General features: G+C 35.9%; 25 protein-coding genes. 16 read left to right on the top strand and 9 right to left on the bottom strand.

What is annotated here, in order from left to right:
• Positions 1-7: 7 nt before the first annotated feature.
• Positions 8-352, bottom strand: a complete 345-nt coding sequence (locus NHF50_RS13020) for a tRNA-binding protein (protein WP_252776871.1) — start codon at positions 350-352, stop codon at positions 8-10.
• Positions 342-794, bottom strand: a complete 453-nt coding sequence (locus NHF50_RS13015) for a DUF962 domain-containing protein (protein WP_252776869.1) — start codon at positions 792-794, stop codon at positions 342-344. The genes NHF50_RS13020 and NHF50_RS13015 overlap by 11 nt, the downstream gene beginning before the upstream one ends.
• A gap of 110 nt (positions 795-904) precedes the next feature.
• Here NHF50_RS13015 and NHF50_RS13010 point away from each other — a divergent pair, with 110 nt between their 5' ends.
• Together NHF50_RS13010 and NHF50_RS13005 are read left to right on the top strand one after the other, a co-directional pair.
• Complete coding sequence (locus NHF50_RS13010) at positions 905-1,459, top strand: thioredoxin family protein (RefSeq protein WP_252776868.1); 555 nt, start codon at positions 905-907, stop codon at positions 1,457-1,459.
• Between the two features lie 42 nt (positions 1,460-1,501).
• Positions 1,502-1,984 carry a DinB family protein gene (locus tag NHF50_RS13005; protein ID WP_252776865.1) on the top strand — a complete coding sequence of 161 codons (483 nt, stop codon included), beginning with the start codon at positions 1,502-1,504 and terminating at the stop codon, positions 1,982-1,984.
• Positions 1,985-1,989: 5 nt separating this feature from the next.
• On the opposite strand, the gene NHF50_RS13000 is transcribed toward NHF50_RS13005, so the two are convergent.
• Both NHF50_RS13000 and NHF50_RS12995 read right to left on the bottom strand, forming a co-directional pair.
• Positions 1,990-3,663, bottom strand: a complete 1,674-nt coding sequence (locus NHF50_RS13000; protein WP_252776864.1) for an AarF/ABC1/UbiB kinase family protein — start codon at positions 3,661-3,663, stop codon at positions 1,990-1,992.
• Positions 3,664-3,676: 13 nt separating this feature from the next.
• Positions 3,677-4,180, bottom strand: coding sequence for a hypothetical protein (locus NHF50_RS12995; RefSeq protein WP_252776862.1), 504 nt, complete (start codon positions 4,178-4,180; stop codon positions 3,677-3,679).
• A 199-nt stretch (positions 4,181-4,379) separates the two neighbouring features.
• Here NHF50_RS12995 and NHF50_RS12990 point away from each other — a divergent pair, with 199 nt between their 5' ends.
• A complete protein-coding gene (locus NHF50_RS12990) occupies positions 4,380-4,994 on the top strand; it encodes a DUF6515 family protein (RefSeq protein ID WP_109570053.1) in 615 nt (204 codons plus the stop codon).
• Between the two features lie 100 nt (positions 4,995-5,094).
• Here NHF50_RS12990 and NHF50_RS12985 read toward each other — a convergent pair whose 3' ends face one another.
• Positions 5,095-6,027, bottom strand: coding sequence for a peptidylprolyl isomerase (locus NHF50_RS12985; protein WP_109570052.1), 933 nt, complete (start codon positions 6,025-6,027; stop codon positions 5,095-5,097).
• A gap of 105 nt (positions 6,028-6,132) precedes the next feature.
• On the opposite strand from NHF50_RS12985, the gene NHF50_RS12980 reads away from it, so the two are divergent.
• From NHF50_RS12980 to trmD, 3 genes are all read left to right on the top strand, one after another.
• On the top strand, positions 6,133-6,927 hold the full coding sequence (locus NHF50_RS12980) for a bifunctional 2-polyprenyl-6-hydroxyphenol methylase/3-demethylubiquinol 3-O-methyltransferase UbiG (protein WP_252776860.1): 795 nt from the start codon (positions 6,133-6,135) through the stop codon (positions 6,925-6,927).
• Between the two features lie 163 nt (positions 6,928-7,090).
• Positions 7,091-7,537, top strand: a complete 447-nt coding sequence (locus tag NHF50_RS12975) for a hypothetical protein (RefSeq protein ID WP_109570050.1) — start codon at positions 7,091-7,093, stop codon at positions 7,535-7,537.
• 63 nt (positions 7,538-7,600) lie between these two features.
• The gene (gene trmD, locus NHF50_RS12970) at positions 7,601-8,278 is read left to right on the top strand and encodes a tRNA (guanosine(37)-N1)-methyltransferase TrmD (RefSeq protein ID WP_252776859.1); all 678 of its coding nucleotides are present in this window, start codon (positions 7,601-7,603) and stop codon (positions 8,276-8,278) included.
• A 60-nt stretch (positions 8,279-8,338) separates the two neighbouring features.
• Here trmD and NHF50_RS12965 read toward each other — a convergent pair whose 3' ends face one another.
• Positions 8,339-9,379, bottom strand: a complete 1,041-nt coding sequence (locus NHF50_RS12965) for a zinc-dependent alcohol dehydrogenase family protein (protein WP_252776858.1) — start codon at positions 9,377-9,379, stop codon at positions 8,339-8,341.
• A gap of 142 nt (positions 9,380-9,521) precedes the next feature.
• Between NHF50_RS12965 and NHF50_RS12960 the strand changes: the two genes are divergently transcribed.
• The 3 genes from NHF50_RS12960 (at position 9,522) to NHF50_RS12950 (ending at position 13,455) form a co-directional block, all read left to right on the top strand.
• Positions 9,522-10,427, top strand: a complete 906-nt coding sequence (locus NHF50_RS12960) for an AraC family transcriptional regulator (protein WP_252776857.1) — start codon at positions 9,522-9,524, stop codon at positions 10,425-10,427.
• Between the two features lie 215 nt (positions 10,428-10,642).
• Positions 10,643-10,993, top strand: a complete 351-nt coding sequence (gene rplS, locus NHF50_RS12955) for a 50S ribosomal protein L19 (RefSeq protein WP_109570048.1) — start codon at positions 10,643-10,645, stop codon at positions 10,991-10,993.
• A 239-nt stretch (positions 10,994-11,232) separates the two neighbouring features.
• Complete coding sequence (locus NHF50_RS12950) at positions 11,233-13,455, top strand: NADP-dependent isocitrate dehydrogenase (protein ID WP_252776856.1); 2,223 nt, start codon at positions 11,233-11,235, stop codon at positions 13,453-13,455.
• A 79-nt stretch (positions 13,456-13,534) separates the two neighbouring features.
• On the opposite strand, the gene NHF50_RS12945 is transcribed toward NHF50_RS12950, so the two are convergent.
• Entirely contained in the window at positions 13,535-14,200 is a 666-nt protein-coding gene (locus NHF50_RS12945; RefSeq protein WP_252776855.1) for a hypothetical protein, read from the bottom strand.
• 128 nt (positions 14,201-14,328) lie between these two features.
• Here NHF50_RS12945 and NHF50_RS12940 point away from each other — a divergent pair, with 128 nt between their 5' ends.
• The 4 genes from NHF50_RS12940 to NHF50_RS12925 are packed head-to-tail and all read left to right on the top strand — an operon-like array spanning position 14,329 to position 19,483.
• Positions 14,329-16,707 carry a TonB-dependent receptor gene (locus NHF50_RS12940; protein ID WP_252776854.1) on the top strand — a complete coding sequence of 793 codons (2,379 nt, stop codon included), beginning with the start codon at positions 14,329-14,331 and terminating at the stop codon, positions 16,705-16,707.
• Between the two features lie 2 nt (positions 16,708-16,709).
• Positions 16,710-17,549, top strand: coding sequence for a DUF4249 family protein (locus tag NHF50_RS12935; protein ID WP_252776853.1), 840 nt, complete (start codon positions 16,710-16,712; stop codon positions 17,547-17,549).
• A 46-nt stretch (positions 17,550-17,595) separates the two neighbouring features.
• Positions 17,596-18,258: a thiamine diphosphokinase gene (locus NHF50_RS12930; RefSeq protein WP_252776851.1), complete on the top strand. Its 663-nt coding sequence runs from the start codon at positions 17,596-17,598 to the stop codon at positions 18,256-18,258.
• Positions 18,259-18,271: 13 nt separating this feature from the next.
• Positions 18,272-19,483: an acyloxyacyl hydrolase gene (locus NHF50_RS12925; protein WP_252776850.1), complete on the top strand. Its 1,212-nt coding sequence runs from the start codon at positions 18,272-18,274 to the stop codon at positions 19,481-19,483.
• A gap of 29 nt (positions 19,484-19,512) precedes the next feature.
• Here NHF50_RS12925 and NHF50_RS12920 read toward each other — a convergent pair whose 3' ends face one another.
• Positions 19,513-20,688: a M28 family peptidase gene (locus NHF50_RS12920; RefSeq protein WP_252776849.1), complete on the bottom strand. Its 1,176-nt coding sequence runs from the start codon at positions 20,686-20,688 to the stop codon at positions 19,513-19,515.
• A gap of 111 nt (positions 20,689-20,799) precedes the next feature.
• Between NHF50_RS12920 and uvrB the strand changes: the two genes are divergently transcribed.
• Complete coding sequence (gene uvrB / locus NHF50_RS12915; RefSeq protein WP_252776848.1) at positions 20,800-22,788, top strand: excinuclease ABC subunit UvrB; 1,989 nt, start codon at positions 20,800-20,802, stop codon at positions 22,786-22,788.
• Between the two features lie 29 nt (positions 22,789-22,817).
• Here the strand turns inward: uvrB and NHF50_RS12910 are convergent, their stop codons facing one another.
• Positions 22,818-23,255, bottom strand: coding sequence for an excinuclease ABC subunit B (locus NHF50_RS12910; protein WP_245896400.1), 438 nt, complete (start codon positions 23,253-23,255; stop codon positions 22,818-22,820).
• 125 nt (positions 23,256-23,380) lie between these two features.
• Between NHF50_RS12910 and NHF50_RS12905 the strand changes: the two genes are divergently transcribed.
• Complete coding sequence (locus NHF50_RS12905) at positions 23,381-24,847, top strand: hypothetical protein (protein ID WP_252776847.1); 1,467 nt, start codon at positions 23,381-23,383, stop codon at positions 24,845-24,847.
• Between the two features lie 176 nt (positions 24,848-25,023).
• Positions 25,024-25,401 carry a DUF1456 family protein gene (locus NHF50_RS12900; RefSeq protein ID WP_252776846.1) on the top strand — a complete coding sequence of 126 codons (378 nt, stop codon included), beginning with the start codon at positions 25,024-25,026 and terminating at the stop codon, positions 25,399-25,401.
• Positions 25,402-25,653 lie beyond the last annotated feature (252 nt).

Raw genomic sequence — 25,653 nt, 5'->3', positions numbered from 1 at the left:
ATTATTTCTAAGCCAGGTGCAATCCGTTCTTGACTTTAAAATCAGGCGATAAAAGGGTAACTTCTTTTCCTTCTCCCACTAACCCCAGTACCAAACATTCGCTCATGAACTTCCCTATTTGTTTTTTCGGAAAATTGACTACACTTATAATCTGTTTGCCTGTAAGATCTTCTTTCCGGTATAAATCGGTTATCTGAGCCGATGATTTTTTAACACCGATCTCTTCTCCGAAATCAATGGTTAGCTGATAAGCCGGATTTCTGGCCTCCGGAAAATCATTTACCGCTATAATAGTTCCTACTCTAATATCTACTTTCTCAAAATCACTCCAAGAAATCTGATTATCTTCCATTAAAAATTGAATGTAAGACCCATGCCGGGCCGATTAATAAAAATTGTAAATCTTTAAAAAAAGAAGGTTTCTTACCTTCTACTTTATGTCCGTAAAATTGTCCGATCCAAGCCACTGTAAAAATCAGCAACGAAACTTTCCATAGCGTCACATATTGTGCAATATAATAATTCAACAGCAAACATACCAATGAGAACAGAACAATCTGAAATCCCATTTTTACGGATAATCGGAAATAAAATATTGATACGAATACTAAGGCTACAAAAGCCCAATTGGCTAAAAATGCCGGTAAAAAATGTAATATTCCGTTAGGAATACTCATCAACAATCCTACAATAGATAAAAAAATAGCCGGTACACAAATATAGTGAATCGCTTTGTTGGTTTTGTTTTGGTGGCTTTGGCTATACTCTCCGAACCAGTCCTGTAATGTTCTCATGATCGTTCTTATTTATTTTGTTTTTGGTGTAACTAATTTAAAAATTATAGCGTATAATAAAAAGAGAATCTCATATTTTCATCAAACCGACAAACTATAAACATCTTAAAATGGCTCGAACACCTTCAAATATGCTTCCGCTTGGCACAAAAGCGCCTGATTTTAAATTACCCGCAACTAATTTCAATGATTCATATACTTATAATGACGTAAAAGGAACCAAGGGTACTTTAGTTATGTTCATTTGCAATCACTGTCCTTATGTTGTACATGTAATTGACGAAGTTGTCATGATCGCTAATGATTACCGAGTGCAGGGAATTGGCGTGGTGGCAATTTCGAGTAATGATGTAGTGAACTATCCACAGGACGCTCCTGATAAAATGGCTGATTTTGCTTTGGGAAACAGAATTGACTTTCCCTACCTGTACGACGAAACACAAGAAATAGCTAAAGCTTATGATGCTGCTTGCACCCCTGATTTTTATTTATTTGACAATCGCGACCAACTGGTGTATAGAGGTCAACTCGATGATTCCCGCCCGGGAAATTCTATTCCCGTAAGCGGTAGTGACTTACGTGCGGCTATAGATGCTATCTTATATAACCGAAAAATTGACGAAGATCAAAAACCAAGTATGGGTTGTAATATTAAGTGGAAATAAACGCTATAGTCTCACTAAATACCGGACTGAACAGTAGATTAAATGCCGAATAAAATCATGACACAAACCGAACTTATACTTTTAAATCTATCAGAGATCAGGCGAAGAAGCATCAAACTTTGGAAAGCGCTACCTGAAGAATATTACCATTGGCAACCGGATAACGAGGCTATGACCGCTATTCAAATGATTCGGCATGTTCTGGAAGCCGATTACGGCTGGAATATTATTATCAATCAAGGAGATATGACGCATTATAGAACACCGTGGGAAAATCGTCCGTATCGGAATGTAAATGAAGAACTTGAATTTGCTCAGCCCTATCGAGAACAATTTCTGGATAGTATCAAAAAGTTTTCTGCTGAAGAACTCTCAGAAAATCAGATCATCCATCCCGGAAACGGTGAAAAGAAAATACTCGGAGACTATTTATTGCGTATCGGTTACCACGAAGCCGTTCATGCCGGCAATTTTTTATCGTATTTAAGAGCTATGGGAGTTGACCGACCTAATGTTTGGGATTAATTTTTTTAATACTTTCCGCTTTTAAAAATAGAATATGCTAATCGCAGGCTCAACAAACCGGAAATTATAAAACCGACAAAACCTAAAAAAGGAACGTTGTAGATCTTAGGTGGCATATTCGCAAAAACCAATATGGACGAACCGATGGATAAGGCTGCAATAATGACGGCCAAAACCAAACGATTGCTGGCTTTTTGAATAGTATCACGCATCTCTTCAAGTCCGTGAACTTCATGCTTTATTTTTAATTCTCCCCGTTTTGTTTTTTCTAAGATCTCTTTAAGATCCGAAGGCAGATTATCAACCAGATCATAAATCTCTTCAAAGCGTTTGACCAATTTATTGAAAATGCGTTTCGGACTGAACCTTCTGCTGATGATCGATGTGATATACGGCTCCACATTTGACATCAGACTATATTCCGGATCAAGTTTTAACCCGATAGCATCAATAATTAACAAGGCTCTCATCAACATATACAAATAATGCGGCAGAACGACTTTGTTCTCAGTCAGGATCTCTTTGAACTTCCCGATTCCTTCTTCCAGTTTAATATCCTGAAGTTTCATGGAATCAGCTTCACCTAAAAGCTTATTCAGTTCATATTCTACTTTTTTTCTGTCGGCAATATCACATTTTATGGCGATCCTTTCAACGGTACTGATGATCTTTTTGGTATCTTTTCTAACAAAATACAGGATCAGGTCTTCCAGTAATTCACGTTCAGAAGTAAGGATTCTCCCCATCATCCCGAAATCAATAAAACACAGTTGTTCCCTATCGGGCAAGAAAAATAAATTACCCGGATGCGGATCGGCATGAAAAAAGCCGAATTCGAGAACTTGCTTCAAATACAGATCAACACCTACTTTCGCTAATTCCTTTCTGTCAACCCCTAATCCGTCTAAAGCAACAACATTACTGATTTTGATTCCTTCAATATATTCCATACAAATTATTCGTCGGTTCGACAATTCTTTGTAAGCTCTTGGAACATGTAAATAAGGTTCGTCTTCAAAATTTTGAGCAAAACGCTCTAAATTGTATAATTCTCGGGTAAAATCAAGTTCTTCTAAAATACTTTCTTCAAAAGTCTCTACCATATTCACCGGCTGGAAAGACTGCAAAGTTGCACTGTAACTTTCCAAAGTCTTAGCCAGCGATTTCATGATCTCAATATCGGCTTCAATGACTTCTTTGATATCCGGTCGCTGAACTTTAAAAACGACCTTTTCACCATTTGTTAATGTTGCTCTGTAAACCTGAGCTATAGAAGCAGCTGCCAAAGGTTCCTCTTCTATTTGCTGAAAATAACTATTCGGATCAATTTCAAATTCGGCTTCCAATAACACCCGTATATCAATACTGTCACGAGCCGGAACTTTATCCTGTAATTTTGTTAACTCTTCCAACAACTGTTTCGGAAGCAGATCTTCTCTATTGCTGAATATCTGACCGAATTTAATATACGTTGGTCCCAGTTCTTCCAAAACCATCCGTATTCTTTCATAAGTAGAATGTTCTAAATTTTGCTTTAAAGCCTGATGTTTCTCCAAATAAGAAACAGGCAGGTAATTGAACAAGCCGGAAGCGGCAATCAAATCCTCAAAACCGTATTGGGTTAACACCATTGCCAGTTTTTTGTATCGGCTTGCCTGTTTTTTATCTAAAACACTCATACTTATAATTTCTTTACTTTTTTTCTAAGACCACCTCAATCGGTCGGTTACTTCTCGGACCGAAAGAACGTGCTTGACGCTCATTTTCCGCCGAACATAAGATATAAAGGTTATAACTCTGTAAAGGAAGCATCTGACTTTTATAGATACCATTGGGATCTTCGATCTTTATACTGAATTGCTCTGCCGGAAATGTATTGGTAACCGAAATAAAGTATTGATCTTTTGCGTACGGAAAAAAATAACGCTCCTTTTCGCCTTCATTACTCACCAGATAATTCTGAGTAAACACCATCGGCAGATTGGCTTTATTCCAACTGTACAAATTATTTACATTGACTACTTCATTTCCGTTTTCATCTACAATTGAGATTTTTAACTCTTTTACATTTTCCGTTTTTCCGTTTTCGTAAACATCCACCACCAGATAAGACGTAAAATCGTAACCGCAATGCTGAATCTGGCTAAAAGAGTTCCAAGAGAAAAAGAAAATTAAAAGAGAAAAGATGCACTTCATATTTTAAAATTTATCTTGTAAAAATACAAAACATTTTTCTACTTAATACTAATTGAATACAACAGTTTTTTCTTATCTATTTAATATGTAATTTCATCTATAAAATCACGGAATTCATCTATTTGTTGCTTAATCATGCTTCTTTTATCTGTATATTTGATATGAGTTTTAAATTTAATCAACTAAAATTTAAACAAGTATGAAAGCACTAAAAAAAATAGGATTGACAGCTTTATTGTTAGCTGCATTCGTAGGAACAAATGCTCAGAACAGAAGATCGTCTTCTACAGCTAATCCTCAGAGAACTGATGGCAGGACTCAACAACCCAGATCTACTTCTGTTGACAATCAACCTAAACCTTATAATGTAGATAGAGAACAGGTAACTTATAAAAGAAATGAGCCCAAAGTAGTTGTTGTACGAGATGACAACAATCGTGATATGCGTAAGATTGTGCATCAAAATAACGAATATTACACGAATGCCGGCTTCTATTATAAAAGAGTAAACCATAACTATGTTCGTACAGCTCCGCCGATCGGATTGCACATTACCATTTTACCGGTAGGCTACATTATTGTAACGATCAACAGCGGAACGTATTTCTATTATGAAGGAACTTATTACATAAGTTCCGGAAACGAATATGCTGTTGTAAACCCTCCTATCGGAGCTATTGTGTATGCGATCCCTGTCGATTATGAAAAAGTGATTGTAGACGGTAAAACGTACTATGAATACAATGGAATTCTATACAGTAAAATATACTATAACGGAGAACGTGCTTATCAGGTTATAGGATATGTAAATTAGTAGATTAAATTTTAAATTAGCACACCTCAAAACCAAAAAATCCCGACAGACTGTAGTCTTCGGGATTTTTCATTTATCTTTTGAATTAAAGGATAAAAGCTTACTTCACATCCATCAATTCTACATCAAATACTAATGTTGCATTAGGTGGAATAACTCCTCCTGCTCCACGGCTTCCGTAACCTAAATAAGAGGGGATCACAAAACGAGCTTTATCTCCTACTTGTAACAAAGCAATTCCTTCATCCCAACCTTCTATTACCTGACCTACACCTAAAGTAAATTCAATTGGTTCTTTTCTTTTATAAGAAGAATCGAAAACCATTCCGTTATCTAAAGCACCTTGGTAATGTACGGAAACTTTACTTCCTTTTTGCGGCTTTTTACCGTTTCCTTTTTGAATAATCTGGTAGCGTAAGCCACTTTCTGTTTTTTGAAAACCGGCAGCTAATTTTTCAAGAGCTTCTTCTGCTTGTTTCTTCTCTTCTGCAATACGTTGCTCTCTTGATCCTTCAAACGTTCTGAAAGCTTCAATAGCATTCCATTTCTTTGCTTCTTCACCTACTCTTATAATTTCTACAGAATCAATTCTGTCTCCCTGAGCAATAGCATCCACTACATCCTGTCCTTCCACCACATGTCCGAATACGGTATGCTTTCCGTCTAACCAAGGAGTCGGAACGTGCGTGATAAAAAATTGAGAACCGTTCGTTCCGGGACCTGCATTTGCCATAGACAATACCCCGGGACCATCGTGAACCAAATCAGGATGAAATTCATCATCAAACTGATATCCCGGTCCGCCTACTCCGGTTCCCTGAGGGCAACCTCCCTGTATCATAAAATCAGGAATCACTCTATGAAACGTCAGTCCATCATAATAAGGTTTTCCCATTGGTAACACATTGTTCTCTAAATGTCCTTCAGCTAAGCCGACAAAGTTACCAACTGTACCCGGTGTTTTATCGTGAGTTAATTTCACCAAAATACTACCTTTTGGCGTATTAAATTTTGCGTAAATTCCGTCTTGCATTATTGTAATTTTTAGTTGAGTGGCAAAAATACTAATATTTTTTGACTATTTTTGACCCTAAAGGACATCTTTTAGCAATCCTGATCACCGGTAATACGATTTAAAATGAACTACGAAAATTATTTTGAAATCAACAAACAAACCTGGAACACTAAAGTTCCGGTACACATTGATTCTGATTTCTATGATATGGAAGGTTTTTTAAACGGAAAGAATACGCTGCCTGATCTTGACCTGAAACTCTTAGGAGATGTCTCCGGTAAAAAAATCCTGCACTTACAATGCCATTTCGGTCAAGATTCTTTGTCTCTGGCACGCATGGGAGCTCAGGTTACCGGAATAGACATTTCTGATAAAGCTATAGAAGAAGCCCGAAAACTGAATGACCAATTAGGGTTAGATGCCCGGTTCATTTGTTGCAATGTGTATGACACTCCGGAATATGTTAAAGAACAATTTGATATCGTTTATACCAGTTACGGTGTCATCGGTTGGTTACCGGATCTGAACAAATGGGCTGAAGTCATTTCAAAATGTTTAAAACCAGGAGGTAAACTGGTCTTTGTAGAATTTCATCCGGTAGTATGGATGTTTGATGATGATTTTACAAAAGTTAATTACCATTATCATAACGAAAGACCGATCATAGAATCGTATACCGGAACCTATGCTCAAAAAGAGGCTGACATCAAAACCGATTATGTCGGTTGGAACCATTCCTTAGCAGAAGTCCTTACTGCCTTACTCCAAAACGGTTTAACGCTGACTGATTTTCAGGAATTTGATTATTCTCCTTATAATTGTTTCAATAAGACGATCGAATTTGAAAAAGGCAAATACAGAATTCAGCATTTAGAAAATAAAATCCCGATGCTTTATTCATTAATTGTAAAAAAATAATTAAGTTTAAAAAATTAACTTTTTATTACGATTTTTTTTCTTAAATTGTCACTGACAAGAAATTTTTATTTCTATTAACTCGTTACAACACTCTGTTGTAAGCAACGATCCCCCCCTTCACAAGACTGTTATTGTATTTATTGTTAACACAAAAATCAAGTGTATGAAAAGTATTTTTAACGCCCTTGATAACAAACAGATTATTATGAGAATACATCTGTTAGATGAAGATTCAAAAACAATTAGCGGTAATTTTACTGCCGAAATGCTATTTCGTCAATCTCTCTTAGAGTTAGACATTGCTTTCGGCAAACAAGACGTTAAGGTGGATCAAGTCAGAAAAGTCATGTGTCGTTTTTTTAAAGATCAGTTCATCAAATCAGTTATTTATGATGAATCGCAAAGGTTTTACAAACGTAAAACACCTAAAGAAGCAAATAAATCGCAACTCAAAGAAGAACTGATCCAGAAGATCAACCGCATCGGAAATCAAGGCAAACATGCCATCATGCGCATGCACCATCCTTTTTGGGGCAGAATGACTTATAACGATTGGAACTATTTAGTCTGGAATTATATTGACAATCATTTAAGTGATTTGGGAGTATAATACCGTTTCAATAGGTAAGTTTACTTTAAAGTTTTACCTTTGCGTCAGTAAAATATTTTTTCCATGCGCATTGATATCATCACCGTTTTACCTGATCTGCTTCGTAGCCCGTTTGAAGGCTCTATCATGAAACGTGCCATTCAAAAAGGTTTAGTTGAGGTACACTTTCATAATCTAAGAGATTACAGTACTAACAAGCATAAAAACGTAGACGATTATCAGTTCGGAGGCGGTGCCGGTATGGTTATGATGGTTGAGCCAATTGATCTGTGTATTTCCAAATTAAAAAGTGAGCGTCATTATGACGAGATCATATACATGACACCTGACGGAGAAACTCTCGATCAAAAAATGGCTAATTCCATGTCAATGTTGGAAAATATCATTATTCTATGCGGACATTACAAAGGTGTTGACCAAAGAGTTCGGGATATGCACATCACTAAAGAAATCTCTATCGGTGATTATGTACTGAGTGGCGGGGAGATCGGAGCTATTGTATTGTGTGATTCGATCATTCGCTTAATTCCCGGTGTTTTAAGTGATGAAACCTCTGCTCTGACAGATAGTTTTCAGGATAATTTATTGTCACATCCTATTTATACACGTCCGGCAGAATACAAAGGCCTAAAGGTTCCTGATATCTTATTAAGCGGTAATTTTCCGGAGATCGAAAAATGGCGTGAACAAAAAGCCTATGAGCACACCAAAGAACGAAGACCTGATCTGTTAGAAGAGTAAATTTCTAAATTGAAACTTATTAACTTATAAAAAATCCCGACTTTTCAGCCGGGATTTTTTCTATTCATTTGAAATAATAATTTTAATTGCTTTTTCTTTTGCACCATCCAGAAAAACCTGATAGGCATGCTCAAGTTCATCCAGTTTAAAATGATGAGTGATCATTTTTTTCAGTGGTAATTTATTGGTCGCTGCCGCTTTAAGCAACATTGGTGTTGTATTCGTATTTACTAAACCTGTAGTAATGGTCAGGTTCTTTATCCATAACTTTTCAATTTCAAAGTCTACTTTTTTACCATGAACCCCTACATTAGCAATATGTCCGCCCGGTTTCACTATTTTTTGACAAATATCCCAAGTTTGCGGAATACCTACTGCCTCGATCGCTACATCTACTCCCTCTTCTTCTACTATTTTTTTGATAACCTCTTCTACGTTCTCACTTCCGGAATTAATACTATGTGTAGCGCCTAATTCTTTTGCCATTTCCAAACGGTTTTCATCCAAATCTATCATTATAATTTTAGAAGGCGAATAAAACTGAGCTGTCAATAAGGCTGACATTCCAACAGGTCCTGCTCCTACAATAGCAATTTCATCACCCGGTTTAACATTTCCGTATTGCACTCCGATTTCATGTCCGGTAGGTAAAATATCGCTTAACAAAACAGCCGTTTCATCATCAATAGTTGACGGAATTTTATGCAAGCTGTTATCTGCATGAGGAATACGTACGTATTCTGCCTGAACACCGTCTATCATATACCCTAAAATCCATCCGCCATCTTTACAATGCGAATACATTTGTTTTTTACAATAGGAACAAGATCCACATGCTGAGATACAAGAAATAAGTACTTTGTCCCCTGCTTTAAATTGGCTTACACTACTTCCAACTTCTTCTATAATCCCTACTCCTTCATGCCCTAAAATCCGGCCACTGGCTATTTCCGGGTTTTTACCTTTGTAAATTCCTAGATCTGTACCACAAATCGTTGTTTTTAAAACTTTTACAATCACGTCTGTTGGTTTCAGGATCGTCGGTTTTGGCTTTTCCTCTAACTTAATGTTATGATCGCCATAATATACCATTGCTTTCATAAGAATATTTTTTTCATTTATGTAAAAATATCAGTAACTTTAGAGAAGAATTTGAAGTATTCTGCTAAAATATATCACAATTCTATCATTTTTTTAATTTTTATATTCCGTACTTTAATTTAAGTTTAACTTTCATTTTTTAATGAACATTACAGACAAAATATATCAAAATCGAAAATTAGAAACTTGGGTTGAGAACAAAACCTCTCATACTTTAAATAGTGCCGAAATGCACATTTTTGAAACCCATCAAACGGAGAAGAATTTTTTATTAAAGTTCAGGCATCCGGTTTTAGCAACTATGTTTGAGGGTAAAAAAGTAATGCATCTCAGAGGAATGGACTCTTTTGATTTTTTGCCCGGCGAATCATTAATTTTACCTGCAAATGAACTGATGACCGTTGATTTTCCTGAAGCAAGTTTAGATACGCCTACAAAATGTTTGGCAATGACTATTTCTGAAGAAATGATTAGGAAAACCATTGACGACATGAATGAAAGAAGAGCTAAAATAGACGGTGAATGGGAATTTAAGGATTATAATTTCCATTTTACCAATGATATGGCTATTCAGCAAATTATTGAACGATTATTATTTCTTTTCACTGAAAATCACCGTTCTAAAGACATCTTCGCTGATTTTATGCTACGAGAATTAGTCATCAGAATTTTACAGGCTGAAACCAGAAGCCAGTTAGTTAACGACTCTAAATCGTTAGCTATAAACAACCGATTAGCCTTTATTGTTGATTATATCCGACAAAATTTAGACAAAAACCTTACGATCAAAGAATTGAGTAACAAAGCTTATATGAGTGAATCGCATTTTTATAGGGTTTTTAAAAACGAATTGAACCTTTCTCCTATCGATTTTATTAATAATGAACGTATAAAATTAGCCACTGAATTATTAAGAGATCCTAAAAAGCAGATCAAAGAAATTTATATGGAATGCGGGTTTAACAGCCCTTCTTATTTCAATAGAATTTTTAAACGAGTAGAATTAATTTCTCCCAGTGAATATAAAATGCGTTTTATGAAAGAATAATTTTTAAAATTGAGGTCCTATTCACAACAACCTCAGATATTTATTTTCTTCTGAAAAAGAATCGATTTTGAACTTAAATTCACGAACTGATGTAAAAAATTAAGAATTCAAAATTAAGAATTCAATTTTTTTTATATATTTGCACCCACATTTGGACTAACCTCTGGCGAAAGACGTGATATGTTATTCTGAATCAAACTTTTATATTAAATAAAATGGCTAATTTAGTTGATTTCGTACAAAGCGAATTTGTAGCAAAAAAAGATTTTCCTGAATTTAATTCAGGGGACACAATTACTGTGTATTACGAAATTAAAGAGGGTGAAAAAACAAGAACTCAGTTCTTCAAAGGAGTTGTAATCCAAAAAAGAGGTGCTGGTTTAACTGAAACTTTCACTATCCGTAAAATGTCCGGATCAGTAGGTGTTGAGCGTATCTTCCCTATCAATATGCCGGCTTTACAAAAAATCGAAGTGAATCAAAGAGGTAAAGTTCGTAGAGCTCGTATCTTCTACTTCAGAGAACTTACCGGTAAAAAAGCAAAAATTAAAGAAAGAAGAAGATAATCTGTTTTTCTCTTTCGAAAAAAATAAAAAAGTCTCAACAATGTTGAGACTTTTTTATTTTACGCACTTTTCATCTTCTTAAAATTAAGGATTTCAAAAAATATTCCTTATAAATTATCATATTCTCAATTCAATCGTTTTCGAGAGCTATTCGTCTGAAATTCACTGTAAAATTGTTATATTTGCGAGATTTTCTTTTGAAATTCTTAAAAAACAAACAAACTTAAAAATAAATTTTCATGTCAAATCAACCAAAAATCATCTATACGATTACCGATGAGGCTCCTATGTTAGCCACACATTCATTTTTACCGATTGTACAAGCCTTTTCTAAACCTGCCAACATTACTTTAGACACAAGAAACATCTCTTTAGCAGGAAGAATTTTAGCTAATTTTCCCGAGTTCTTAAAAGACGATCAAAAAGTTAATGATGCTTTAAGTGAATTAGGACAACTGGCAACCACTCCGGAGGCTAATATCATTAAACTACCGAATATTTCTGCATCTGTTCCGCAATTAAAAGCAGCTATTACAGAATTACAATCACAAGGATATGCTGTTCCTAATTTTCCGGAAGAACCAAAAAATGACGAAGAAAAAGCAATTAAAGCTAAATATGCTAAAGTATTAGGTTCTGCAGTTAATCCTGTATTACGTGAAGGAAACTCTGACCGTCGTGCGCCTAAAGCCGTTAAAAATTATGCTAAAGCTCATCCGCACTCTATGGGAGCTTGGTCAAAAGATTCTAAATCACATGTTTCTCACATGGAAGAAGGTGATTTTTATGGTTCTGAAAAATCAGTTACTGTTAATGAAGCCAATAGCTTTGCCATTGAATTTACTGATGAGAACGGAAACACTACCACTTTAAAAGCCGCTGCTCCTTTAAAAGCAGGAGAGGTTATTGATTCTGCTGTAATGAGCATGAAAGCTTTGAAAAAATTCATTTCTGAACAAGTAGAAGATGCAAAAGCTAAAGGTGTTTTATTTTCTGTTCACTTAAAAGCTACAATGATGAAAGTATCTGATCCGATCATGTTCGGTGCTTTTGTCGAAGTATATTTCAAAGATGTTTTTGCCAAATACAATGACTTGTTTGAAGAATTAGGTGTAGATACTCGTAACGGTTTAGGCGATGTGTATGCTAAAATTGCCGGACATGCCAAAGAAGAGGAAATCAAAACAGCTATAAACGAGGCTATTGCAAATGGTCCGGATTTAGCTATGGTAAATTCTGATAAAGGTATTACGAACTTAAATGTTCCTTCAGATGTAATTGTAGATGCTTCAATGCCTGCCATGATCCGTAATTCAGGGCAAATGTGGAATAAAGAAGGTAAATCACAAGATACAAAAGCCAATATTCCGGACAGATGTTATGCAGGCGTTTATCAGGCAACTATCGATTTTTGTAAAGAAAACGGAGCTTTAGATCCAAAAACTATGGGAAGTGTTCCTAATGTAGGTTTGATGGCTCAAAAAGCTGAAGAATATGGTTCTCATGACAAAACATTCCAAATGACTGCAAATGGTACCGTAGCGGTAAAAGATGCAGAAGGAAATACTTTAATGGAACAAAAAGTTGAAGCCGGAGATATTTTCAGAATGTGCCAAACAAAAGATGCGCCTATTCAAGACTGGGTAAAACTAGCTGTGAACAGAGCTAAAGCTACGGGAGTTCCTGCTATTTTCTGGTTAGACGAAAACAGAGCTCATGACAGAGAACTGATCAAAAAAGTAAATACTTATTTAAAAGATTACGATACAACCGGATTAGACATCCGTATTATGAACCCTGTTGATGCTACTAAATTCTCTTTAGAAAGAATCGTTAAAGGTTTAGATACAATTTCTGTTACCGGAAACGTTTTACGTGACTATTTAACAGACTTATTCCCTATTTTAGAGGTTGGTACTTCTGCTAAAATGCTTTCAATTGTACCATTGATGAATGGTGGCGGATTGTTTGAAACAGGTGCCGGAGGATCAGCTCCTAAACATATTGAACAATTCTTGCAGGAAGGCTATTTGCGTTGGGATTCTCTAGGTGAATTTTTAGCTCTTGGCGTTTCTTACGAACATTTAGGAAATTTGTACAACAATGCTAAAGCTTTAGTCCTTTCTGAAACTTTAGACGATGCTACTGAAAAGTTCTTAGAGAACGACAAATCTCCTGCTCGTAAAATTGGCGGAATTGATAACAGAGGTTCTCACTTCTATTTAGCATTATACTGGGCTAACGCTTTGGCTAATCAGGATAAAGACGCTGAATTGAAAGCTAAATTTGCTCCGATCGCTGCTGAATTAAATGCAAACGAAGCTAAGATCAACGAAGAGTTGATTGCTGCTCAAGGTAAAGCGCAAAATATTGGCGGTTATTATCACCCGAATGAAGAATTGACCACTAAAGCAATGCGTCCTAGCGAGACTTTTAATGCTATCTTAGCAAAATTGAATTAAGAATAAAATTCTCAATTTATAAAAAAACGGCTTCTGAAATCAGAAGCCGTTTTTATTTTTTTAAAGGATAAGAGTGAGTTTACTCATCCATCGGTTTAACATATTCTATAGTAAATTTTGCCGAAACTCCTGTTTTTAAATTCCAATCGTTAGCTGTAATCAAATTTTCATTAGCATCGTAGATCGCAAAGTTTGCTGTATTAGGTCCTGCAAGCCCTTGATTAAGAGCCATAATGTTAACTAAATTATCTCCTTCTCTCAGATTAATAATATAGGTGTTATAATGCCCCTCTAAAAGCTCATTTGAATACATGGTTTCCGCATTCAACATGATTCTTACTCTGTCCCCGTCCGGATCCATATAATCCCTCATCTTCACTATAATCGACGAGGTATGCACCACAAATTTACCGAAGAAGACGTCTTCCCAATCTCCGTCTCTGTTGATCTCTCCATTCAATTTATCCTTTACCTCATCTCCCGGATTCTTAAAATCAGTCGTCTTATCAAAGACACTTTTAGTTTCCTCTTTCTTATTTAATATCGAATATCTTTTTAAAATATTATCGTCATTATTTTCAAAAGGGCTTTTATAATCCAGACTTGGCAAAGAAGAACCATCAAAAGAATTAGTACTGCTACTTGGCAGCCTAAGGTCTAAGTTCAAAGATTCTTTTTTAGTATCGATCTGGGCAAAAACCGAAGCAGTAACTAAAAAAAACACAAATACTAATTGATTTTTCATCAATACCTATTTTTAAAACAAATCTATTTAAAAGCAGTCTATTTTACCACAAATTAACCAATGATTAACAATTGTTTTGAAACAAAAAGCAATATTAATCGTCAAATTTGTAACTCAAAAAATATACCATGTTGACAAACATTAGGCAAGTTAGTATTTTTTTATTCTTTTTTATCGGATTTATCAGTTATTCTCAGGAAAAATTCACGATAAGCGGAACAGTAAAAGACAGTCTATCAGGAGAAACACTCATTGGTGTTACCATTGCTATTACAGAATTAAAAACCGGAACCACTACAAATGAATACGGTTTTTATTCGCTAACCTTGCCTGAAGGCGAATACACATTATGGGTTAGTTATATTGGTTTTGGTGATTTTACTCAAAAAATCAATTTGAATAAAAACAAGAAGATCAATATTAATCTAAAAGAATCGCTACAGAATCTCCAGGAAATTATAGTTACTGAAAATCCGAATAAAGTCAATATTCAAAAACCGGAAATGAGTACTCATAAAATAACCGCAGCTACCATCAAAAAAATGCCGGTGGTTTTAGGAGAAACTGACGTACTGAAATCCATACTGACACTACCCGGCGTTACCAATGCCGGTGAAGGGCAATCCGGATTCAATGTCCGTGGCGGTGCAGCCGATCAAAATTTAATTTTACTGGACGAAGCTACACTTTACAATTCCTCTCACTTGTTCGGCTTCTTTTCTGTTTTTAATACAGATGCCATAAAAGATATCAAACTATACAAAGGAGGAATTCCTGCCCGTTTCGGCGGACGGGTTGCTTCTGTCTTAGAAATTTACCAAAAAGACGGAAACAATTCCGACTTTCACATGAACGGCGGAATCGGACTGATCTCCAGTCGGCTATTAGCAGAAGGTCCTATTGTTAAAGACAAAGGCTCGTTTTTAGTTGCCGGAAGAAGCTCATACGCTCACTTGTTCCTTAAAATGACCGGAAACAACAATTCTGCTTACTTTTATGACTTAAATACCAAACTGAGCTATCAATTAAATGACAACAATAGTTTATTTATTTCCGGATATTTCGGCAGAGATGTATTCAGTCTCAATGACCAATTTAAAAACACCTACGGTAATTCTGTTTTCAACTTAAGGTGGAATCATTTATTCTCCGAAAAATTATTCTCTAACCTATCAGTTATTTACAGTGATTACTATTACGGTTTAACCTTAGACTTTATAGGATTCAATTGGGATAGCGACATAAAGAATTACAATCTGAAATACGATTTCAAACATTATCTTTCCGATAAGATCAAATTATTCTACGGTGCTAATGCGATCTACTATGATTTCAATCCCGGAAAAATAGAGCCGACCGGTACTGATTCAGGAATCAATCCGGATCAATTGGCTAAAAAATATGCTTTTGAGCCTTCAATTTATGCTGATATCGAACAAAAGATCTCAAAAAAACTAACCGTGAACTACGGTCTCCGTTATAGTAAATTCTATCGCCTAGGAGATGAAGAGATCAATTTATATGCAAATAACGAAGCTGTTATCTTCAATGAAGCTTATCAAATTTACGAGAAAGCGACACCCGTCGGCACTCAAAAATATGGCAAAAATGATATTATTTCGCAATTCGGATACTTAGAACCGCGTTTCTCATTGGCTTATACACTAAACGAAAACAGTTCGGTAAAAGCTAGCTATAATCGAATGACACAGTATCTACATCTGATCTCTAATACACAATCTCCTACTCCACTGGATGTTTGGGCACCAAGTGACGATTACCTGAAACCACAGATTTTAGATCAGGTAGCATTGGGATATTTCAGAAATATTAAGAACGGAGATTACACTTTAGAAGCAGAAACTTTCTATAAAAAAGTAAAAAACAGATTGGATTATATTGACGGTGCCGACCTAATTGCGAATGATGATATTGAACAAGTCGTTTTAAAAGGAGAAGCCAGGGCCTATGGATTGGAACTGTTAGCTCGAAAAAACAATGGCAACCTGACAGGCTGGGTATCCTACACGCTTTCACGTTCTGAACAACGAACTCCGGGAAGAACGGCTAATGAAACCGGGATCAACAATGGAGAATGGTACAAAACCGGTTGGGATAAACTACATAACCTTTCCGTTACAGCGATGTATCAACTAAACAGTAAATGGAGTTTTAGCAGCATCTTTACACTACAAAGCGGACAACCTGTTACCTATCCTAATGGACAATATCAGTATCAGGGTATTACTGTGCCGACCTACGGTTTACGAAATGAAGATCGTTTGCCAGCTTATCATCGTTTAGATGTTTCTGCGACTTTGGTTCCTAGCAAAAATAAAAACAGAAATTGGTACGGCGAATGGGTATTCGGAATCTATAATTTATACAGCAGAAAAAATGCGGCTTCCATCAGTTTCAGACAAAATCAGGATTCCGGACAAAACGAAGCTGTTCGATTGTCGATTTTCGGTATTGTTCCTAGTGTAACCTATAATTTTAAATTTTAGTCATGGTTAAAATTATTTATAAAATAGTAAGCTTTTTTCTTCCGCTTTTACTGATCCTTTTGAGTTTAATCAGTTGTGAAGATGTTGTTAATGTTGATCTGGATACAGCTCCTCCAAAATTAGTTGTAGATGCCTCTATCAAATGGCAAAAAGGAACTTCCGGAAACGAACAAATCATTTATTTAACGACTACGGGAGATTACTACACTACAGATGTCCCTAAAGTTTCAGGTGCAACTGTTTACATCACAGATGAAAACAGTAATCAGTTTAACTTTACCGAAAATCCGGGAACGGGGCAATATATTTGCGGAAATTTTATTCCGACAATTGACGGGATCTATACATTAACCGTAAACTATAACGGAGAAATTTACACTGCTACAGAAACATTAAAAGCTGTTCCTACTATTGATAGTGTTTCTCAAAATGATAATGGCGGTTTTACCGGAGATGAAATAGAACTTAAGTTTTTCTTTCAAGACAACGGAAATGAAGATAACTTTTACCTGATCCAGTTTACCGGTAGTTTTACTTCCCTACCCGAATATACAGTCGTTGATGATGAATTTTTTCAGGGAAATCAAATGTTCGGTCTTTATATTAATGAAGACATGCAGGCGGGTGATGATGTTACCTGTACACTTCAAGGAATTTCTGAGACCTATTACAATTACATGAACATTTTATTGAGTATTGCCGGAGATAACAGCGGAAGCCCTTTTCAAACACCACCGGCTACCGTACGGGGAAATCTGGTGAACCAGACTGATTTTGACAATTATGCTTTAGGGTTTTTCAGATTATCAGAAATTGACACAATGAATTACATAGTTGAATAATTATTGCTAATTTCGCAATTCTAAACGGCTAATTCTAAATTCTTAAATGTCTTCACATCATATTGTACGCGACGATCAGGAACCGGCATTAATCATTGCTAACGGTGCTTCTTGCAGCATCGAACTAATGGGACAATTACTGGAGTGGTCTCCTTATGTAATAGTTCTGGACTCAGCAATGGACAGAGTATTAGAATTAGGTGTAAAAGTAGATGTCTTATTAGGAGATTTTGACCGTGATTTTGATCCGGGTTCCTACAAAGATTCTCAGTACCCTTTAGAAATAATTCACACACCGGACCAAGATAAAACAGATCTGGAAAAAGCGTTTGATTTCCTTATTGAAAAAGGGCACCAAGCTGTAAATGTTATTTGGGCCACCGGAAAAAGAGCCGATCACACGATTACGAACATCACAAATATTGTTCGCTACCGTAATTCTTTAAAAATAGTCATTTTAGATGACCACTCTAAGATTTTTCTTCTTCCTCAGAAATTTCAAAAATGGTATCCGAAAAACACACCGCTTTCTTTAATTCCCATTGGAAAAGTAAGCGGTATACACTCTCAAAACCTTTTTTATCCTTTAAAAGACGATGAATTAACTATAGGATACAGAACCGGAAGCAGTAATCATACTACTGAAGATGGAATTGTAGTTATTGAACACCAACAAGGCGATCTTTTATTAATGGAATGTTGGGATTAACATAAACTATTTTATGAAGCAAAACTACAATCTTACACTCATACTGTTCTTCATATTGCTTAATTTAAGTAATGTCTACTCACAAATTGTCGTTAACGGAGAATACGGAATAGGGAGAACCTCACCCGCAAACAGCTTTTTTCCTGAATTAAAAGCAAATCAGACTGCCAGCCTTTCCATCGGAAAAAAACACAATTCCGATCTTGCCTGGTCTCAAGAATTAAACCATCCGGAAACAGGACTTACCTTTGAATACAGTAATTACGGTAACAATCAGATCATCGGTTCATCCTATTCTCTTTTACCTTATCTTGAATTGCCTTTTCTGAAATCTAAAATCAAAGGACTGGCTTTAAATACTGCTATGGGTGTTTCTTATTTTGATAAAACGTATGATAATGGTGCTAATTGGACAAACAAAGCGGTTTCAACCCATTTCACTTGGTCCTACAGAATGTTTTTATACTATTCACTGTTTTCTAATTCCAACTTAAAAACAAGACTCAGCTTAGGTTATACACATCATTCTAATGGGCATGTAAAATGGCCTAACAATGGTTTAAACACCTTTCTTTTAGGGCTAAACTTTAAATTTCAGAAAGAAAAAGTAAACCTTGAAAAAGATTCTATTATCAGTTCTCTACCAGTAAAGTTCTTTTCTATCAGAACCGGAATCGGACAACATTCTTTATCTCGATTAGAAAATAAAAACAAAGAAGTATATAACGTGGCTCTTTCTTATGGAAAAATTTATAAGAACACTTATAAAGTAGGAATCGGATTATATTACAGATTTTATGAAAGTTATTATGATTATATCAAATCGGAAGGCTATCTAATTAACGAAGAATATCCCGAATTAAAGAAAAACGCCTTTTATAATTCTTCTACTTACGGAGTATTCATCAATGGAGAACTCTTATTAAATCATATTGCCTTTGAAGCTGAATTAGGCTTTAATATTGATAAGCCTTTTTACAAAGTAGATTATCGTTTAAATGACGAAAAATATATTCCTGAAACCAATTCCTATGAAGTCGGAACACTTGGTGGTTATTACAACGTAAAGCGATTCGTTGCCGGAAAGCTCGGTTTAAAATATTACCTCTTAAACACAAAAAACTCCCCTAAACACAACCTGTCAATCGGAGCTTCAATTTGTAGTAATTTAGGACAGGCAGATTATAGTGAATTGGCTCTAAGTTATACTTATTGTTTAAAATAAGTCTTCTCAGAAACGAGACGCATTTTGTTTTATTGAATTATGATCTTCTTTTGAATAAATTGATCGCCTGATCCCAGTTTAACCAGATACATTCCTTTAGAAAGATCAGTAATACAGATGTTCTCTACAACCTTCGGATTCTCAAAATTCTGTTCCAGAACTATTCTCCCGTTGCTATCGATAATTTTTAAGTTTGACTTTTTATTTGTTAAAGTACCGAAATTAATGTTTAAATAATCTTTTACCGGATTAGGAAAAAAACTCACTTTTAACGCATTATCAAAAGTATTGCCCGATAATGCCGTAGTAGCAATTGCAAAATGTAAAATAGCTCCGGTTGCTGCTTTCGCTACATTATAATTATAAACCGGATCCATATTAACGAATAGATCCGTTGACGAATGCGGATGAGTTGATTCATTGGTCTCATAAAAACCAGTGATAATTTCATTATTATCCTCAAAAGGCATATAATCAGATGCATAAGCGTATGATAAATTTGCATTTAAAGGCGAATACAAACCTACACAAGTCATCAATTCATTGGTAACAGTAGTAGACGCAGCATTGTTTGTCGTAGGATTCCCCGTATCTCTTTCACAAGTAATTGTATTATTAGTAACTCCGGCTACACCGCCAACTTCATCAATGTTAAAAACTAAACGAATATCCATTTTAGGAGTAGTCGCATTGACCACGTTATTAACGTAATGCTGGCTTCCTACTAAACCGTCTTCTTCCCCGCTGAAATGAATAAATTTAATAGAATATTCCGTATCTACATTTTGCAACAATCGGGCTGCTTCTAAAATGGTCACGGTCCCGCTTCCGTTATCATTAGTTCCGGTTCCGCCAATGGAATCGTAATGTCCGCAAACAATCACATACGTATTCGGATATACCGTTCCTACTTTGGTTACAATCAGATTTTTACAAGTATAGCCTGCATTCGTAAAAGTATCTTCCTGCATTTGTCCGGATACATAGCCATAACTTAGGTATTTATTCACAAGCCAGTTATAGGTATCTTCTAAAGGCTGTGTTCCTCTTCTTTTTATTCCTAATGCCTCAAATTCTGTTAAATAATCAGTGACATTCGTTTGGGAAACCTGATTCACAATATCGGAATAAGCCTGAACAAAAGTTTGCGAAAAAGACATGTTAGTCAACAACAATAAAATAGAAGAAACCAATATTTTTTTCATAAGCTATATTATTTTGAGGGTGAAACAAATATACTCTTTTTCATTTAATCGCAAAGTCTTATCTGCTTTTGGGAAGTTTAGCTTAAATTTGCAAAAAACTATTCCGAATAGATGAAATTCCAAGTTGTATCTGAATATCAGCCTACAGGTGACCAGCCACAAGCTATAAAAAAACTTTCCGACGGTATCGTTAATGGTGAAAAGTACCAAACTCTTTTAGGAGTTACCGGTTCCGGAAAAACATTTACTATGGCTAATGTTGTTCAAGAAGTACAACGCCCGACTTTAGTTTTAGCGCATAACAAAACGTTAGCAGCTCAATTGTATTCAGAATTCAAACAATTTTTTCCGAACAATGCTGTAGAATACTTCGTATCTTATTACGACTATTACCAGCCTGAAGCCTATATTCCTGTTACCGGAACCTATATCGAAAAAGACCTTTCCATCAATGATGAACTGGAAAAAATGCGTTTAAGCACCACTTCTGCTCTGCTCTCCGGACGCAGAGATGTTCTGGTCGTAGCGTCCGTCTCTTGTTTATACGGTATCGGTAATCCGGTAGAATTTCAGAAGAATGTAATTTCTATTGAGAACGGACAAGAAATTTCCAGAACCAAATTATTACACCGATTAGTTCAAAGTTTATATGCCCGAACTGAAGCCGATTTCCTTCCCGGAACTTTCCGTATAAAAGGCGATACCGTTGAAGTTTTCCCTAGTTATGCCGATGAACCGTTCCGTATTCATTTTTTCGGGGATGAAATTGAAGAGATCGAGGCTTTTGATGCCAAAACTTCTCAGGTTCTTGAACGTTATGAAAAATTAAATATTTATCCGGCTAATATGTTTGTAACTTCTCCTGATGTATTGCAAAAAGCCATTTGGGAGATCCAACAGGATTTAGTTAAACAAGTCGATTATTTCAAAGAAATAGGCAAACATTTAGAAGCCAAACGATTAGAAGAACGAACCAATTTTGATTTGGAAATGATCCGTGAACTAGGATATTGTTCGGGTATTGAGAACTATTCCCGCTATTTAGACGGAAGAGCTCCCGGAACTCGTCCTTTCTGCCTTTTAGATTATTTCCCTGATGATTATCTAATGGTCATTGACGAAAGTCACGTTACCATTTCTCAGGTTCACGCGATGTATGGCGGAGACCGAAGCCGTAAAGAGAACTTAGTGGAATATGGTTTCCGATTACCGGCAGCTATGGATAATCGTCCGTTAAAGTTTGAAGAGTTCGAAAGTTTACAAAATCAGGTGGTTTATGTTTCCGCTACTCCGGCAGATTACGAACTGAAAAAATCAGAAGGTATCTATGTGGAACAAGTTATTCGCCCTACAGGTCTACTGGATCCTATTATAGAAGTCCGCCCAAGTGCCAACCAGATCGACGATCTGATTGAAGAAATTCAGCAAAGAGTTGAAGTTGACGAAAGAGTTTTAGTCACCACTTTAACCAAGCGTATGGCCGAAGAATTAGCTAAATATCTAACCAAAGTTGCTATTCGTTGCCGTTATGTCCATAGTGACATTGATACTTTGGAACGTGTAGAGATCATGCAAGACCTGCGCAAAGGTTTGTTTGATGTATTAATTGGTGTCAACTTATTACGGGAAGGTCTGGATTTACCCGAAGTTTCTTTGGTTGCCATTTTAGATGCTGATAAAGAAGGTTTCTTACGCAGCCACCGTTCGCTAACACAAACTGTTGGTCGTGCAGCGCGTAATGTTAACGGAAAAGCCATTATGTATGCCGACAAAATTACAGATTCTATGCAACGAACGATTGACGAGACAAATTATCGTCGCGAAAAACAAATGAATTACAACCAAAAGCACAATCTGGTTCCTAAAGCATTGAACAAATCGATTGAAAATCCGTTAATGAAAAACAATTACGTAGAATCAGATTTTGTGATCAAAGCAAATCAAGCGGCTGAAAAAGAGACCGAATACCTTTCAAAAACCGAAATTGAAAAACGCATCCGGGAAAAACGAAAAGCTATGGAAAAGGCGGCTAAAGATTTAGACTTTATGCAAGCCGCAAAGCTCAGAGATGAAATAAAAGCATTACAGGAAAAAATTTAATATTTCAAAAGCACCCATGGTTATGCCTTTTAATTGTGTTGCTCACTAAAGACAGATAAAAGAGTTTCTCCGTCAACCATTCGTGTCGGGGATTCCTTCATCAAATGCAATACACGCTTCATCGCATAAGGATTCAACCCCATATTAATTCCTATTTCATTTATTTTTATTTGTTCTCTTTCATGCAATACACCATCACAATGCATTAACAAAGCTAAGCGGTAAAACTGGCACACTCTGTTAAATTCATCTTTTATTACTACTTTCTCCTGTTTCTTGTCAAACAACTTAAAAACCGTTTCTTTATCCACCTCTAATTCACTGGCAATAACCATGATAAAGTCAAACTCACGATCATGCAGTTCTCCGTCAACAAGTGAAAAAGCAATCATTTCTTGTAGCAATCCTATCTTTTCCTGATAAGTACTGTCCATAATTTCACAAAGATTTTTAACTAAAATAAACATTTTTTTGATTTCAACAATTATTTACGGCAGTTAATCGATAAAATGAATTCATTTCTTTAACAAAATTGTAGCTTTACTATAGTTCTTTAACAAAATGTAATCGGTAACAAATAAATAAATTTTCTATGAAGCATTTAATTACTCTAGTTACCATTTTGAGTATCAGCTACGGCTACACTCAAGTTGGTATTGGTACAACGTCCCCAAATGCTCAATTAGAAATCGCTGCTTCAAACCCCGCTAACCCCACCAATAGCGATGGTTTGATCATTACGAGATTAAACAGCTTACCTACTGCGAACCCTACTGTTAATCAACACGGTATGTTGATTCAGTTATTAAACACAAGTGGTGCGAAATCGCCTGGTTTCTATTATTGGGACAATACTGTTCCGGACTGGATTCCATTCGTAACCGGCACTTCTATAGGAGGATATCAGGATGCTGATTGGTTTGAAGAGGGAACCTTAACAGCACCGGATGACATTAACGACTCTATGTTTCACATTGGTAATACTGCTATTGGTAAGAATACGGCTACAACCCAATTAGATATTTCCGAAACTACAGACACGAACAATTCCACTTTATTAGTCACAAGGACCAATACGAGTGCTACCGCAGCATCCGCTATAAAAACTGCATTTACTGTAGCCGGTAACTCAGCTTATGGCCTTGAAAATAATTTAACCGGAACAGCTAATGCAAGTGTCGTTGGTGGCGTACACAATATATTAAACCATTCCGGTTCAGGTGAAAAAAGAGGTTTATACAATGAATTCTTGGCCGGAAGCGGACCTGTTACAGGAGTATACAACCTGATCAGTGCTCCGTCAACTGGAGTACAAAACGGTTTGTTTACTCGTTTTGCAGGAACGAATAGTGCCGCTCATTACGGGATCAATATTGAATTCAGAGGTACCGGTAACGGGAATAATACCGGAGTTTACATTGATAACGCTAAAAACGGTTCAGGCGTTTTTCACGGAGCTTTATTTGAAGTAGGCGGAAACGGAAACAACACTAAATACGGTGTTCAGAATATGATTTCCGGTTCGGGTTCAGGTGATAAATACGGGACTTACAATTATGTAGACAGTAGTGCCGGTGGTATACACTACGGAGTTTACTCAGCCGCTTTAAAATCAACTGGTTATGCAGGTTATTTCTTAGGAAGAGTTTCCATTGGAACAACCAGTACTAACAATTATATTTTACCGTTATCAAGAGGTACTGACGGACAAATCATGGTTACTGATGGCAGTGGCAATGTGAGTTGGTCCAATCCAAGCAGTGTCAGCTCTGTTCAGAGTATCAGCACTGTCAGTTCCGGTACCTATAACGTTACGGCAAATGACTATACATTACGAATCAGCAACTCCGTTTCTTCTATTGTTTTGCCGGATCCGGCAACTGTTAACGGAAAAATATTGGTCTTAATAGGTATTCCCGGCATAAGCTCTAAAACGATAAGCTGTTTAAGCGGAAGTCTTTTTGACGATGCTACAAACAGTACTATCACAGCATTAGCGGCCGGAGAACGCTACATGATTCAAAGCAATGGAACTAATTGGTATGTAATCGGAAACTAACTGCCAATTATTCCATACAACTGTTGAACTTTTACTTAGAGAACATTTTCACTCTATAACCATAACAACACTCTTCTTTAAGACGTTCAACAGTTGTTTTTTTATCTTTCATTTAAAAATATACTTACCTTTGCCAAAAATCCATTGGCAGAAAAGCCTTTCCTAAAAGAAACAGAATGAATAATAATGACGTTATAAAAAAACTAAGAGTAGCACTACAACTACGAGATGATCAAATTGTAGAAATTTTAAAATTAGTTGATTTTAGAATGTCAAAAGGAGAATTAGGCAATTTTTTCAGAGATGAAAAACACCCTAAATACATGGATTGCGGAGATCAGGTATTGCGAAACTTTCTAAATGGTTTAGTCATTTATCTACGTGGAACCAAAGAAGAGCCAAAGAACCCGATGGAAGTATTAACTGAAGTAAATCAGAATAAACAAAAACCGCAACCTAAAAAAGCAATTAAGAAAAGTGTTGCTCCAAAAAATAAGCCCATACTACAAAACATTAAATTTAAAAACGGTAAAAAGAAAAACAATCCCGAATAAATGCTCTTACTCAGTATTAGTGCTATTCCTGTATTAATCCTGTTCTTTGACGGATATGCTAAAGGAAAACTAAAGCTTGGTTTTCTGTACATTATATACTTTCTGTTGTTTCTGACCTTTACAGGGTTCATGCTTCATTTCTTTACAATTTACAGCATCTTCATTTTTCCGTTAAGTTTGTTCTTTTTGATTGCATTCAAAATAATGAAGAAGAAAAAAACAGAAACGAACCATAGTGTTTTTTAGAATTTT

It is taken from the genome of Flavobacterium sp. NRK F10 (assembly GCF_024054235.1).
GTDB classification, from domain to species: Bacteria; Bacteroidota; Bacteroidia; order Flavobacteriales; family Flavobacteriaceae; genus Flavobacterium; species Flavobacterium sediminis.
Note: the sequence above shows the minus strand (reverse complement) of the source record. Positions and strands in the feature narration are given on the sequence as shown.

Excerpts from the sequence above, each read along its gene's own strand:
- NHF50_RS13020 (WP_252776871.1), bottom strand. The coding sequence starts at position 352 with ATGGAAGATAATCAGATTTCTTGGAGTGATTTTGAGAAAGTAGATATT.
- NHF50_RS13015 (WP_252776869.1), bottom strand. The coding sequence starts at position 794 with ATGAGAACATTACAGGACTGGTTCGGAGAGTATAGCCAAAGCCACCAA.
- NHF50_RS13010 (WP_252776868.1), top strand. The coding sequence starts at position 905 with ATGGCTCGAACACCTTCAAATATGCTTCCGCTTGGCACAAAAGCGCCT.
- NHF50_RS13005 (WP_252776865.1), top strand. The coding sequence starts at position 1,502 with ATGCCGAATAAAATCATGACACAAACCGAACTTATACTTTTAAATCTA.
- NHF50_RS13000 (WP_252776864.1), bottom strand. The coding sequence starts at position 3,663 with ATGAGTGTTTTAGATAAAAAACAGGCAAGCCGATACAAAAAACTGGCA.
- NHF50_RS12995 (WP_252776862.1), bottom strand. The coding sequence starts at position 4,180 with ATGAAGTGCATCTTTTCTCTTTTAATTTTCTTTTTCTCTTGGAACTCT.
- NHF50_RS12990 (WP_109570053.1), top strand. The coding sequence starts at position 4,380 with ATGAAAGCACTAAAAAAAATAGGATTGACAGCTTTATTGTTAGCTGCA.
- NHF50_RS12985 (WP_109570052.1), bottom strand. The coding sequence starts at position 6,027 with ATGCAAGACGGAATTTACGCAAAATTTAATACGCCAAAAGGTAGTATT.
- NHF50_RS12980 (WP_252776860.1), top strand. The coding sequence starts at position 6,133 with ATGAACTACGAAAATTATTTTGAAATCAACAAACAAACCTGGAACACT.
- NHF50_RS12975 (WP_109570050.1), top strand. The coding sequence starts at position 7,091 with ATGAAAAGTATTTTTAACGCCCTTGATAACAAACAGATTATTATGAGA.
- trmD (WP_252776859.1), top strand. The coding sequence starts at position 7,601 with ATGCGCATTGATATCATCACCGTTTTACCTGATCTGCTTCGTAGCCCG.
- NHF50_RS12965 (WP_252776858.1), bottom strand. The coding sequence starts at position 9,379 with ATGAAAGCAATGGTATATTATGGCGATCATAACATTAAGTTAGAGGAA.
- NHF50_RS12960 (WP_252776857.1), top strand. The coding sequence starts at position 9,522 with ATGAACATTACAGACAAAATATATCAAAATCGAAAATTAGAAACTTGG.
- rplS (WP_109570048.1), top strand. The coding sequence starts at position 10,643 with ATGGCTAATTTAGTTGATTTCGTACAAAGCGAATTTGTAGCAAAAAAA.
- NHF50_RS12950 (WP_252776856.1), top strand. The coding sequence starts at position 11,233 with ATGTCAAATCAACCAAAAATCATCTATACGATTACCGATGAGGCTCCT.
- NHF50_RS12945 (WP_252776855.1), bottom strand. The coding sequence starts at position 14,200 with ATGAAAAATCAATTAGTATTTGTGTTTTTTTTAGTTACTGCTTCGGTT.
- NHF50_RS12940 (WP_252776854.1), top strand. The coding sequence starts at position 14,329 with ATGTTGACAAACATTAGGCAAGTTAGTATTTTTTTATTCTTTTTTATC.
- NHF50_RS12935 (WP_252776853.1), top strand. The coding sequence starts at position 16,710 with ATGGTTAAAATTATTTATAAAATAGTAAGCTTTTTTCTTCCGCTTTTA.
- NHF50_RS12930 (WP_252776851.1), top strand. The coding sequence starts at position 17,596 with ATGTCTTCACATCATATTGTACGCGACGATCAGGAACCGGCATTAATC.
- NHF50_RS12925 (WP_252776850.1), top strand. The coding sequence starts at position 18,272 with ATGAAGCAAAACTACAATCTTACACTCATACTGTTCTTCATATTGCTT.
- NHF50_RS12920 (WP_252776849.1), bottom strand. The coding sequence starts at position 20,688 with ATGAAAAAAATATTGGTTTCTTCTATTTTATTGTTGTTGACTAACATG.
- uvrB (WP_252776848.1), top strand. The coding sequence starts at position 20,800 with ATGAAATTCCAAGTTGTATCTGAATATCAGCCTACAGGTGACCAGCCA.
- NHF50_RS12910 (WP_245896400.1), bottom strand. The coding sequence starts at position 23,255 with ATGTTTATTTTAGTTAAAAATCTTTGTGAAATTATGGACAGTACTTAT.
- NHF50_RS12905 (WP_252776847.1), top strand. The coding sequence starts at position 23,381 with ATGAAGCATTTAATTACTCTAGTTACCATTTTGAGTATCAGCTACGGC.
- NHF50_RS12900 (WP_252776846.1), top strand. The coding sequence starts at position 25,024 with ATGAATAATAATGACGTTATAAAAAAACTAAGAGTAGCACTACAACTA.